Source organism: Methylobacterium oryzihabitans (genome assembly GCF_004004555.2).
Classification (GTDB): Bacteria; Pseudomonadota; Alphaproteobacteria; order Rhizobiales; family Beijerinckiaceae; genus Methylobacterium; species Methylobacterium oryzihabitans.
Genome location: NZ_SACP01000021.1, coordinates 47,233 through 59,668, shown reverse-complemented (window position 1 = coordinate 59,668; position 12,436 = coordinate 47,233). Strand labels below are relative to the sequence as shown.

8 protein-coding genes and 1 pseudogene are annotated in these 12,436 nt (G+C 71.7%); 1 reads left to right on the top strand and 8 read right to left on the bottom strand.

Features of this window, described 5'->3' with window-relative positions:
- Nucleotides 1-61: 61 nt before the first annotated feature.
- Nucleotides 62-991: a LysR substrate-binding domain-containing protein gene (locus EOE48_RS19600; protein ID WP_127732272.1), complete on the bottom strand. Its 930-nt coding sequence runs from the start codon at nucleotides 989-991 to the stop codon at nucleotides 62-64.
- A 378-nt stretch (nucleotides 992-1,369) separates the two neighbouring features.
- On the opposite strand from EOE48_RS19600, the gene EOE48_RS19595 reads away from it, so the two are divergent.
- On the top strand, nucleotides 1,370-2,995 hold the full coding sequence (locus EOE48_RS19595; protein ID WP_127732270.1) for a hybrid sensor histidine kinase/response regulator: 1,626 nt from the start codon (nucleotides 1,370-1,372) through the stop codon (nucleotides 2,993-2,995).
- Here the strand turns inward: EOE48_RS19595 and EOE48_RS30515 are convergent.
- The 7 genes and pseudogenes from EOE48_RS30515 to EOE48_RS19560 form a co-directional block, all read right to left on the bottom strand.
- Nucleotides 2,967-4,499, bottom strand: coding sequence for a PAS domain-containing sensor histidine kinase (locus EOE48_RS30515; RefSeq protein ID WP_425463678.1), 1,533 nt, complete (start codon nucleotides 4,497-4,499; stop codon nucleotides 2,967-2,969). The two genes, EOE48_RS19595 and EOE48_RS30515, sit on opposite strands and share 29 nt — an antisense overlap.
- A gap of 81 nt (nucleotides 4,500-4,580) precedes the next feature.
- Nucleotides 4,581-5,282: pseudogene (locus EOE48_RS30510) on the bottom strand (PAS domain-containing protein); the annotation flags it as partial.
- Nucleotides 5,283-5,577: 295 nt separating this feature from the next.
- A complete protein-coding gene (locus EOE48_RS19585) occupies nucleotides 5,578-6,816 on the bottom strand; it encodes a lytic murein transglycosylase (protein ID WP_127732268.1) in 1,239 nt (412 codons plus the stop codon).
- A 22-nt stretch (nucleotides 6,817-6,838) separates the two neighbouring features.
- Nucleotides 6,839-7,597 carry a DUF3750 domain-containing protein gene (locus EOE48_RS19580; RefSeq protein WP_127732266.1) on the bottom strand — a complete coding sequence of 253 codons (759 nt, stop codon included), beginning with the start codon at nucleotides 7,595-7,597 and terminating at the stop codon, nucleotides 6,839-6,841.
- A 146-nt stretch (nucleotides 7,598-7,743) separates the two neighbouring features.
- Nucleotides 7,744-8,442 carry a TerC family protein gene (locus EOE48_RS19575; RefSeq protein WP_127732264.1) on the bottom strand — a complete coding sequence of 233 codons (699 nt, stop codon included), beginning with the start codon at nucleotides 8,440-8,442 and terminating at the stop codon, nucleotides 7,744-7,746.
- Nucleotides 8,443-8,937: 495 nt separating this feature from the next.
- Nucleotides 8,938-9,972, bottom strand: a complete 1,035-nt coding sequence (locus EOE48_RS19565) for a hypothetical protein (protein WP_127732261.1) — start codon at nucleotides 9,970-9,972, stop codon at nucleotides 8,938-8,940.
- Between the two features lie 1,871 nt (nucleotides 9,973-11,843).
- Nucleotides 11,844-12,323, bottom strand: a complete 480-nt coding sequence (locus EOE48_RS19560; RefSeq protein WP_246154613.1) for an MmcB family DNA repair protein — start codon at nucleotides 12,321-12,323, stop codon at nucleotides 11,844-11,846.
- Nucleotides 12,324-12,436: the final 113 nt, after the last annotated feature.

Here is a 12,436-nt window from a genome sequence, read left to right as displayed (position 1 = left end):
AGTCTGAACCCACAGGTTGTGGCAATCGAGTCGGATTATCCGAGCGGGCTATCGCGAAAGCTTATGGCTCGACCAGCATCGCCCCGGTCCAGGCCCCGGTCTCGACGAGGCGGCGCATCTCGGCGACGACGAGGTCGGCCACGACCGCGATGGCGCCGACGAGCGGCAGGTCGCTGGCATGGCACAGGCCGAGCGGCCGGGTGATGCAGGGATCGACGATGCGGCGGATCGCCGGCCGGTCGGCCTCGGCGAGGCCCGACAGGCCCGACATCGGCAGGATCGTGGCGGCGAGCCCGGAGGCGGCGGCCTTGCGCATGGTCGGCAGGCTGTCGACGTCGGCGATCACCCGCAGGTCGAGATCCTGCTGGGCGAACGCCGCCTCGACGGTGGTGCGCAGCGAGTGCGTCGGGCTCGGCATCACCAGCGGCAGGCCGGCGACCTCGCGCATCGTGATCGTGGCATCGAGGCCCGGCTCGGCCCGGGTGACGAGAAACAGGTCCTCGCGCAGCACCGGCCGCACGGTGAGGCCGGGTCCGGCGCGGTCGCGGTAGAGGATCGCGAGGTCGAGGCGGTGGCGCACCACGAGTTCGTGCAGGTAGCCCGACAAGCTCTCGAACAGTTCCGGCCGGATGCCGGGATAGCCCCCGAGCAGGGCGGCGAGGAGCGGATGGGCCAGGATGGTGGCGGCACTGGTCGGCAGCCCGACCGCGACCCGTCCGGAGACGGCCGACGGCCCGGACAGGTCGGCGACCGCGCCCTCGACCTGCCGCAGGATGGTGCGGGCGTGGCGGTAGAACCGCTCCCCGGCCTCGGTCGGGTGGACGCCCCGGGGCGTGCGGCCGAGGAGTTCCGCCTTCAGCACCGCTTCGAGCCCGGCGATCTGCTGGCTCAGCGCCGGCTGGGCGACGTTGAGGTGCGCGGCCGCCCGGGACAGGCTGCCCCAATCCACCGCCGCCACGAAGAACCGGATTTGCTTGAGGGTCGGGGTCATGGGGGTCCGGGCATGGCGGGGACAGCCTTAGCACCTCGCGTCGCCGTCGCCGAACCGCGGGCGCAGGCGTGCCCTGCGCCGCCCGCAGGCCCGCCTCCCCGGCGCGGCGCCGGCGCTTCCCACGACGCCCCGGCAATGGTCGAGCTACCGGAACCAACAGTCCAGACGGTCGTCCGGCGGACCGCACACACGCAGATCCGATCGAGCCAACGCTCCGTCAGCGATTGCTCCTCCCGAAAAGTTCCCGATTGTCGCAGTCAATATACTGCGACGATGTGGCCACGCCGGATGATCCTGTCGGGATGCCGCCAAGCATCTTAGATCTGCGTTCATCTGTTGCGCAGGGCGTCGTCGGCTCGGCCAGGAACGGGAGCCCGCATGCCGTCGTCGCCCGAGAAGCCCCCCAACACGGGGCCGCACACGCCTGTCACCGGCAGCGGGTCGTCCGGGGTGCAGGACACGAACCACGACATCTTCTTCGCGGCGGTCGAGACGACGCGGATGCCGATGATCGTCACCGATCCGCACCAGCCCGACAACCCGATCGTGTTCGCCAACCGCGCCTTCGTGCGCATGACCGGCTACGCGGTCGACGAACTGCTCGGCCGCAACTGCCGCTTCCTGCAGGGGCCCGAGACCGACCGCGACTCGGTGGCGGAGATCCGGTCGGCGGTGGCCGAGCGGCGCGAGGCCGCGACCGAGATCCTGAACTACCGCAAGGACGGCTCGTCGTTCTGGAACGCGCTGTTCGTCAGCCCGGTCTTCAACCGATCCGGCGAGCTGGTCTACTTCTTCGGCTCGCAGCTCGACGTGTCGCGCCGCCGCGACGCCGAGGAATCGCTGCATCAGGCTCAGAAGATGGAGAGCCTGGGCCAGCTCACCGGCGGCATCGCCCACGACTTCAACAACCTGCTCCAGGTCATCTCGGGCCACAACGAGGTCGTGCTGGCGCTGCTCGACCAGCCCGAGCCCGACCGGGCGCGGCTGCGCCGGGCGAGCGAGGCGGTGCGCGACGCCTCCGACCGCGCCGCGAAGCTGACCCACCAGCTCCTCGCCTTCTCGCGCAAGCAGCGGCTGGAGGGCCGCCTGCTCAACCTCAACGGCCTCGTCGAGAGCATGAGCGAGATGGCCGGCCGGACGCTCGGCGACGACATCGTCCTGCGCACCGAGCCGGCGCCGGACCTGTGGACGACCCGCATCGACCCGACCCAGGCCGAGGTGGCGCTGCTCAACGTGCTGCTCAACGCCCGCGACGCGATGCCCGAGGGCGGCACGGTCACGGTGCGGACCGCCAACCTGCTGATCGAGGACGAGGACGCGGCGCTCTACAAGACCGTGCCGCCGGGCGCCTACGTGGTGGTCGCGGTGACCGATACCGGCGCGGGCATGCCGCCCGAGATCCTGGCCCGCGTGATGGAGCCGTTCTTCACCACCAAGGGCGAGGGCAAGGGCACCGGGCTCGGCCTCGCGATGGTCTACGGCTTCGCCAAGCAGTCCGGCGGCTCGGTCAAGATCTACTCGGAGGTCGGCCACGGCACGACGGTGCGGCTGCTGTTTCCCGCCGCCGAGGGGGCGATCGAGAGCGAGGCCAGGCCGTCGCCGCGGGCGGCCGACCGGCACGGCACCGAGACCGTGCTGGTGGTCGACGACCGGCCCGACGTCGCCGCCACCGCCGGGACCATCCTGGAGGATTTCGGCTACACGGTCCTGGTCTCCGACGGCCCGCGGGCGGCCCTGGAGGTCCTCGACGGCGAGGCCCGCATCGACCTGCTGTTCACCGATCTCATCATGCCGGGCGGCATGAACGGGGTGATGCTGGCGCGCGCCGCCCGCGAGCGCCAGCCGCGGATCAAGGTGCTGCTGACCACCGGCTACGCCGAGGCGTCGCTGGAGCGCACCGATGCCGGCGGCTCCGAGTTCGAGATCCTCAACAAGCCCTACAAGCGGCTGGAACTGGCGCGGCGGGTCCGCCGGGTCATCGACGGTCCGACCGGCGTCGGCTGAGCCGGCCCGCGATCGTCCGCAGCGCCTGCGCGACCTGGGAGGCGGAATAGGGCTTGCGCACCAGCGGGAAGCCGTGCGCGTCGTCGCGGGCCAGCACGTCGCTGTAGCCCGAGGTCAGGATCACCGGCAGGTCGGGATGCTGGTCGCGCAGCCGGCGCGCCAGGGCGATGCCGCCGATCCCGGGCATCACCACGTCCGAGAACACCGCGTCGAAGCGGTCGGGGCTGCGCTCCATCTCGGCCAGGGCCGCCTCGGCGTTGTGCGCCCACACGCAGGCATGGCCGAGATCCTCGAGGATCTGGGTGCAGAACCGGCCGACCTCCAGGTTGTCCTCGACCACCAGCACGCACAGGCTGCACCCGTCGCCGGCATCCTCGGCCGCAGCCGCGTCGGTGGCGCCGCCGGCCTGCGGCGGCGCCACCTCGGGCAGGTAGAGGGTGACGGTGGTGCCTTCGCCGAGCCGGCTCGCCACCGCGACGTCGCCGCCCGACTGCTTGGCGAAGCCGATGACCTGGGACAGGCCGAGCCCGGTGCCCTTGCCGACCTCCTTGGTGGTGAAGAACGGCTCGAAGATCCGGTCGATGTGCTCGGGCGCGATGCCCGCCCCCTCGTCGACCACCGACAGCACCGCGAACGGGCCGGGGCTGCCGGCATGACCGCGGATGACGGGCAGGGGCCGGCCGCATTCGAGGTGCAGGACCAGGGTGCCCTCGCCGCGCATGGCGTCGCGGGCGTTGACCGCCATGTTGATGAGCGCGGTCTCGAACTGGCTCACGTCCGCCCGCACGTGGCACGGCACGTCCGGCAACCGCATCACCACCCGGATGCGCGCGCCGGTGACCGGGTCGAGCATCTCGGCGACGCTGCGCAGCCGCGCGCCGATGTCGAACACCTCCGGCGCCAGCGCCTGCCGGCGGGCGAAGGCGAGGAGCTGGCCGGTGAGCTTGGCGGCCCGATCCACCGTGTCGGAGACCGCGTCGAGGTAGCGCCGGCGGCGTTCCTCGGCGAGGTCGGGCCGGCGCAGGAAGTCGACCGAGGAGCGGATGATGGTCAAAAGGTTGTTGAAGTCGTGCGCGACCCCGCCGGTGAGCTGGCCCACCGCCTCCATCTTCTGCGCCTGCCGCAGGGCATCCTCGGCCCTGGCCAGTTGCGCCTGCTCGCGCAGCCGCTCGGTCACGTCCGTGGCGTACTGGAACGCGCCGATCCGCCGGCCGTCGCCGTCGTGCAGGACGGTGAACCGGATCTCGTAGGAGGCGCGCCGGCGCTCCGGGTCGCCGAACTCCGCGACGACGGTGAATTCCTCGCCCGCGACCGCGCGGCCCCACAGGCTGCGCACCGCCTCGCGCTCCTCCGGCACGGCGTCCAGGAGGGCGAGGAGGTCGTCGCCGGCCCGCGGCCGCACGCCGTAGAGACGCGCGAACTCGTCGGCGTAGGCGCGGTTGGCGGCCAGCACCCGGTAGTCGGGATCGAGGGCGGCGACGAGGGCGCTCGTCGTCTCGAACACGTCGGCCCAGAGCTTGCGCTGGGCCAGCGCCTCGGCGATGCGCCGCTCCAGCGTCCGGTTCAGCCCCCGCAGGGCGTCCTCGGCGAGCCGGCGGTCGTGGATGTCCTCGACGACGCCGTACCAGCGCAGGATCGCGCCGGCCTCGTCCCGGCGCGGCCGGGCATGGGCGCGCATCCAGCGGTGCTCGCCGGTGGCGGCGACGCGGATGCGGTACTCGACGTCGACGGGATCGCCCGAGGCGAGGCTGGCGGCGAAGACCGCGAGCGTCGGCGCCACGTCGTCGGGATGGAGCGCCCTCACCCAGCCGTCGCCGAGGGGCTCGCCCGGCGCCTGTCCGGTCAGGGCGAGCCAGCGGCTGGCATAGGACGTGATGCCGCCGGACGGGTCGCAGGTCCAGGCGACCTGCGGGCTCAACTCCACGGTGTGCCGGAAATGATCCTCGCTCTCGCGCAGGGCCGCCTCGCCGAGGACGCGCGCGGTGGTCTCGGCGGTGACGCAGAACAGCCCGCGGACCGCGCCGTCGTCGTCGAGGACCGGCGAGTAGGTGAACGACCACCAGCTCCGCTCCGGCCGCCCGTCGCGCGAGAGGTCGAGCATCAGGTCGGTGAGGGTCCGGCTCTCGCCGGCGAGCGTCGCCTCGACCAGGGGCGCGATCTCGTCCCAGATGCTGGCCCAGACCTCGCGGAACGGCCGGCCGAGGGCGGCGTCGAGGCGGTAGCCGAGGAACGGCCGGTAGGCGTCGTTGTAGAAGCACAGCAGGTCGGGCCCCCAGGCGAGGAACATCGCGGTGGGACACGACAGCATCAGCGAGAGGCTGGCGCGCAGGCTCGCCGGCCAGCCCTGCGGCGGCCCGAGCGGGGTCGCCGACCAGTCGCGGGCGCGGATCTCCGCTCCCGTCGCGCCGCCGGGGGGCAGGAACGAGAAGGCGTCGCTCACGCGGCCGCCGTCCCGCGGCCGGGCAGAGTCGACCGGGGACAGGGAAGGCAACTCGGAGTTGTAAAATCAACGGCACGCATCGCAGAGCTTATGCACCGATCGTTCGGGCGTTCAACGCTCGGGCGGGCCGGAACCGGCGGAATCACGGCGACGTCCCGGCGGGGCGGTCGGCCCGGAGCCGGTCGAGCAGGCGCGCCTCGGCGTAGCCGTCCGGCACCAGCCCGGCGCCGGCCTGATAGGCCCGGATCGCCGCCCGGGTGCGCGGGCCGATGCGGCCGTCCACGGTGCCGACCGGGAGGCCGCGGGCGGCGAGGCCGGCCTGGATCTCGCGCCGCTCGTCGCCGGTGAGCATGCGCTCGCCCCGCGGCCACGGCCGGGCGAGGTCCGGCCCGCCGCGCAGGCGGTCGGACAGGAGCGCGACCGCGAGGCCGTAGGGGAGCGCCGCGTTGTAGCGCAGGATGACGGAAAAGTTCGGCCGCAGCAGGAAGGCCGGGCCGCCGGCGCCGGTCGGCACGAGCAGCCGCGCGGTGGCCCCAGGATCGGGGAAGGCCGCCGCGTCCGCCGGCCGGACGCCGAGGTCGGCCCAGGCGGCGAGGCTGCGCTCGGTGGTCTCGTCGGCGAGGCGGTAGTCGAAGCCGTCCGGCAGCAGCGCCTCGCCGCCCCAGCCCTCGCCGCGCCGCCAGCCGAGGCTCACGAGGAAGTTCGCGGTCGAGGCCAGGGCGTCGGGCACCGAGCCCCAGATGTCGCGGCGGCCGTCGCCGTCGCGGTCGACCGCGTGGCGCAGGACGGTGGTCGGCATGAACTGGGTGTGCCCCATCGCCCCGGCCCACGAGCCCGTCATCCGCTCGGCGGCGACGTCGCCGCGTTCGAGGAGTTGCAGCGCCGCGACCCACTCGTCGCGCCACAGCCCGGCGCGGCCGTCGCCGCCGCAGGCCAGGGTGGCCAGCGAGCGCAGCACCGGCCGCACCCGGGCGGGGTCGTCGAGGACGCTGCCGTAGCCCGATTCGATGCCCCAGATCGCCACCAGGACGTGGCGGTCGACGCCGTATTCGGTCTCGATGCCCGCGAGGTCCGGCGCCCATTGCGCGAGCTTCGCCCGGCCGGTCTCGACCCGGGACGGCCTGGTGGCGGAATCGACCGAGGCCCAGACCGGCTTCTCGAACTCGGCCTGGTTGCGCGAGGCGGCCAGCACCTCGGGGTCGGGCGTCAGCCCCTCGACCCGGGCCGCGACGAGGCCGGGTGCGACGCTGCGCTGAACCGCGAGCGCCGCGAGGTCCTTCAGACAGGTCTCGAAGGCCGGGGGTTCCGGGGCCGGCGTCTCGGCCCGTCCCGGCCCGACCGCCGCGAGGAGCAGGGCGCCCCCGATCAGCCAATCCCGCATCCGGCTCTCCCCGTCTTGCGCCTCAGATCCCGATGCGCCCGACCGCCGGCAGCTTGAGGCCGGGCCGGCGCAGGTCGAGGCCGGCCACCGCCCCGAGGATGTTGACCTCGATGCCCTCGACCCAGCCGAGGGTGAGGCCGAGATAGCCGCCGAGGTTGAGCCGGATCCCGGTGCCGGACGGCGTGAGGCCGAGCCGGTGGCCGTCGAACGGGTAGTCCTTGCCGATCGCCGTGGCGGGCAGGCTCGCGCGCATCTCCGGCACGGCGCTCATCACCGCGGCCACGAAGGTGTTGGAGTTCGGCCCCGGCCACGCCCGGTAGTCGCCCGGGGCGGCGTAGCGGTAGCCCCGGATGGTGTCGCGGATGCGCGGGATCATCGCCTCGGCCGCCGGCCCGTCGGCGGCGAACACCACCTCGGGCGGGCTGCCGAACCAGCGCCCGTCGGGGACGAAGCGGTCGATCCAGATCGGCGTGCCCCAGGCGGTGTAGTCGAAGCGCTGGTAGGCGGGCGCGCCGGCCTCCTTGACCACGATCCAGCTATGGGTGGCGACGATGCCGCGCCAGCTCACCACGCGGGCGGACAACACCCGCACCACCGCGCCGGGCATGCGGTCCGCCGGCGGCAGCAGCCCGGCGCTCGACCGGTCGGCGAGGCGCCAGTCGCCGCGCTCGCGCAGCCCGTAGAGCAGGGCGCAGAGCGCGATCGGCGCGAGGTAGACGAGCGCGAGGACGAGGATGACGACGATCACGGGGGGTCCGGACAGCGGGGCCGCTCTAAGCATGTTTCGCAAAAGTGGTTGCCACTTTTGCGAGAAAACTTGCGACAAAACAATAAACCAAGCGGACGAAGCGTTGGCCTGCCAACGCAAGTCTGCTTAGGCCTCCCCCATATGGAGGCGGGGCCGGCCCCGCGGAAGGGCGCCCTGGGTCAGGGTGCGGTCCCGGCCGGCGCCGCGGCACCCTGGAGGCGCATCAGGACGTAGCCGACCGCGACGACCAGCACGGCACCGGCCGCGGCGGCGGCGTGATGGGCCACAGCGCCGAAGCCGGCGACGCGGTCGGCGAGGAACGGGTCGGTGACGATCATCTCGCCGGCGATCCAGCCGAGCAGGGCCGCGCCGGCCCACACCACCGCCGGGAAGCGCTGGATCAGCGAGGTGATGAGCGAGGCGCCGGCGACGATCAGCGGGATCGACAGCAGCAGGCCGAGCACGAACAGCTCGGGATGGCCCTTCGAGGCGGCGGCGATCGCCACGACGTTGTCGAGGCTCATCACCGCGTCGGCGATCGCGATGGTGCGCACCGCCTTCCACAGGGTGTGGCTCTGGCCGAGGTCGTGGGCCGCGTCGTCCTCGCCCGCCACGAGCTTGACCGCGATCCACAGCAGCAGGACGCCGCCGAGGATGCGCAGGAACGGCACGCCGAGCAGCGTGGACACCACCAGCGCGAAGGCGATGCGCAGGGCGACGGCGGTGCCGGCGCCGAGCAGGATGCCGAGGCGCCGCTGGCGCTCGGGCAGCGACCGGCACGCCATGGCGATCACCACCGCGTTGTCGCCCGACAGCAGGATGTCGATCCAGACGATCTGCAGGACCGCGATCCAGAACGAGGCGCTCGTGTAGTCCATGTCCGGTCCCGGATTCCCGAAAGGCGGCCGCGGGCGCGCGGCGATGGGCCATAGCCCGACGATCGTGGTCGGAACGAGGCCGGTCGCGGCCGTGCGACGGCGTGGAGCGCGAAAAGGGTCGTCGCTCGGCGATACGGGAACCGGCCCTGCCCAGCGGAGCCTCACAGTACACGGCACAGCAGGTTGCGCTGTGCAGGAGCGACGGCGCCGCGCAAGACCCCTCCCCCCTCTGCGGGGGAGGGTGGCCCCTGCGTCAGCAGGGGTCGGGAGAGGGGCGGCGCGACGCTGATCCAGAGAGCGCCCTTCACGACGGTTCCGCCACATCCGGAAGCGTCGTTCCCCTCTCCCGGCCTGCTCTGCAGGCCACCCTCCCCCGCAGAGGGGGGAGGGTTCACGCTCTCGGCCGTCGCTCCCGCACCCGTGCAGCCTTCTGTGTCGTGTAATGTTAGAGGTGCCTGCCGGACTCACCCTTCCTGCAACATCCGGCGGACCGCCTCACAAGCCGGGCGCCACGACGGGAGCGGCCCCGACCACCACCGGCAGCAGGTTGAGTTCGAGCTGCGGCTTCTCGTCGGCCCGCGGCAGGGCGTGGCGGTAATGGTAGCGCCGGGTCTTGAACCGGCCCCGGCCCATCTCCTCCTGGCGGTAGCTGAGCAGTCCGCCGGCCCGGATCATGTCGTCGAACGCCTGCCGGCAATCCTTGCGGAACTGCGAGCGCTGGGCATTGGTCTCGGCCTCGCCGAACAGCGGGTGCGAGACGAGGTTGGCCAGCATCGTCTCGTCGACGTAGACGTGGGTCGGGTTGGAATCGATGAACGGCCAGAAGCTCTTGGCGTAGTCGCTCTTGAGCGCGAACTGGACCTCGGCGTTGAGCGAGACGAGCTGGCGGTTGCGGAAAGCGGTCATCACCGCCTTGCCCCAGCGCACCGTGACCTTGCTGTCGAGGTTGGCCCCGTCCCATTCGACGAGGTCGATGACGCCGGTGATCCGCCCGGCGCCGCGGGGCAGCCGGCCGCTCTGGAGCTGCTTCATCACCTCGTCGGGATCGCCCTCGTAGATCGTCAGCATGATCTGGCGCAGGTCCTCCATCACGTTCTTGGCGGTGAGCAGGTTGTTGACGTGCTCGGTCTTGCCCATCGTGCGCAGGAGGTCGCGCCACGACACGATGCTCTCGACCACGTCGATGTGCGACGGCACCCCGTCGGTGGTGCCGTTCGAGGGCGCGTCGGGGTTGCGCGTGCGGTAGGACGTGATCTTGTTCTTCATCCGGAACAGCGCGTAGATCATGTCGCGGTGCTGGGAGCCGAGTTCGCCTCCCTTGACCACCACCACCGAGTGACCCGGGACGTGGAAGATCCGCTCGATCCCGCGGTCCACGAGGCCGAAGCGGCGCGGCGAGAAGGCCGAGGTCCGGGTCAGGCGCGCCGGCACCGCCGAGGGGTTGGTGCGGCCGCGGCGGTTGCGGCGGGTCCGCTCGTCGCGGGCGAGCCGCTTCTTCTCGGCCTCCGTCAGATCACGCTTCTCGGCCATGGGACCTCCCGCTCGTGGCTCCACCGTGCCGTGTACAGGCGGATCGTCAAGCGATCGGGAATCGCAGCCCCACGAAATGTGGCGGCATCCCCGTGATCCTCGATTCCCAGCTTGTCCCCAGGCTGTGGACCACCCGGCCTTCGCGGGGAATCACAGCCCCATCAACAGGAGGCGCGGCCCCACGAACGGGAATCACAGCCCCATGAGCAGGAATCACAGCCCCACGAACGGGCTCCAAGTCTCTGATCCGATTGAGGCGGCGACCCTGACTCTTAAATCGATAGTAGAATCGATTCTGAATCGACCCCGCTTTCCACAGCCCCAGAGGAGCAAGCGGCGCGGACGGCCCGAAGGGACGGCGGGGCCAGCGGAGGGAGCCAGGCTGGAGATCCATCCAAGCCTCTGAGGAAAAAAGGATTTAGGCGGGAATCACAGCCCCACGAATCGACCGGGCGGGAGGGTCCCGAAGGAGGCGGTCGGAACAGGGCGACCGGGAATCCGGCAACGACTCCATCGGCTAACGCGGGAATGGCAGCCCCACGACGATCGGGCCGGCGATCCGGGGATGGACTCGGAGCCGCTCGATCCCCCACAGCCGCCTGGTACGAATTCGGTCGATCCGACAACGGCTTGAGGGCGGTCCACATCCCCACGGCGATGCGGGTGGCCCCGACGGGGCAGCGCCGCGCGCGGGAATCACGGCCCCACGAAGCCGCCCGGAGCCCGCGCCCCGCGGTCGAGTCGAAGCCGAGTCGAAGTCGCTGTGGATGCCCGCCCAAAGCCGGAACCCGATGAGAAGATTCAACTTCTGGACTCGCTTCCCGAATCGAGCGAAGGCGACGGCATGAACATCCCAGCATCCGATCCCCGCCGGGACGCCGTGCGGTCGCGAACCGGCGGCACCGCCCGGAAAGCGGTCGCGGCTCCGTTTTCAAAAAGCCGCTCGATCTCAGAGGCTTGAGGCGGAATGGCAGCCCCACGACGCAGTCCCGTCGCAGGACTTGGCGCCCGGCACGCGGGGAATGACAGCCCCACGAAATCCGTCCGCATGGTGAATCGAACCCGGAACGCCGAAAATCCCAGCAATGTCAAGGACAGGCTTGGGAATCGCAGCCCCACGAGCCTGCCGCTGCCCCGTGCCTGCCCGGCCGGAGCGTTCCGGGACCGGCCCGCGACCGCCCGGAACGGCAGCCCCACGAAGCCGGCAAGGCCGCCCGGGATGATCCAACGAGTCCGGGACCTTGGCTCGGAATAGCAGCCCCACGAACCGGCGCCGGTCCGTGTCGGTGACCAGTCGGGACGCGGGTTCGATCGCGACGGCACACCGAAACCGCGAGTCGGTTCAACCGGTTGGAACGGAAGCGCAGCCCCACGGCGGCGACGCGCCCGGCCGATGCGGGTTCCGGACGCGAAGGCTCCGCGCTCCGCATGGCGCCAGCGACCGCAAGGCCGTCGCCGAGCACGCGATCGGAGGTCGCACGACGAGCCTCGGCGACGCGAACCGGAACGCCAGCCCCACGAACCGGAATGGACCAGAACCCCTGTGATACGATTTCCGGAAGGATCACTTCCGGAAATCGTATCCCCAGCCGGCGCGGTGGAGCCGAAGGCTCCACACGCATGAGCGAAGCCGAAATCCGCATCGCGACGCCATCCCGTAGGGATCGCCTGAAGCAATCGATCGGATTTCGTATGATACGATTTTCGGACGATCAGTTCCGAAAATCGTATCATCAGCCCGCGCGGCGCATGAGCGAAGCCGAAATCCGCATCGCGAAGCGATCAATCGGATTTCGTATGACTTCGGGCGACAGCGGGTCTCGCGGCAGGAGCCGTCGCAGCAGGTCGGGATCAGATGCGCGTCCCCTCGCTCACAGAGCGCCCTCGCGGATCGCTCCCGGATCCGCCAGCGCGTGCAGCAAGCCGGCGGCGACGTGGGCGAAGCGCAGGGTCACGGCCTTGCGCCGGGCCGGCGCGAGGGGATGGGCGTCCGGCTCGCGCAGGATCTCGGCCCCGAAGGCGTCGGCGACGATCAGGCCGGCCTCCTCGGGCAGGATCCCGACGGGCATCTCCGGCGGGACCGCGAAGTAGAAGCGGTCGCAGAAGTCGCGGTATTCGGGCCATTTCCGGTCGGCCCGGAAGTCGGCGACGCTCGACTTGATCTCCACGATGGCGAGCCGGCCGCAGCCGCCGAGCGCGATCACGTCCGCCCGGCGGCCGTTGGCGAGGGTGAATTCCGGAATCGTGGCGTGGCCGAGTTCGGCGAGCAGGCGCCGGACGCCGCGCTGCACGCCGAGCGCGGTCGGCGACTGGCGGCGGTCGGGGGGCAGGACGAGGGCGGTGGCGGACAAGGCGGGACGGGAGTGCGAGCGGACCGAATCGTGAACGCCATCCGACCAGACGCCGGCGGCCTTGTCACCTCGCCCCCCTTGTCGCAGGCCGGCGCCGGTCCCTCGCACCCGGC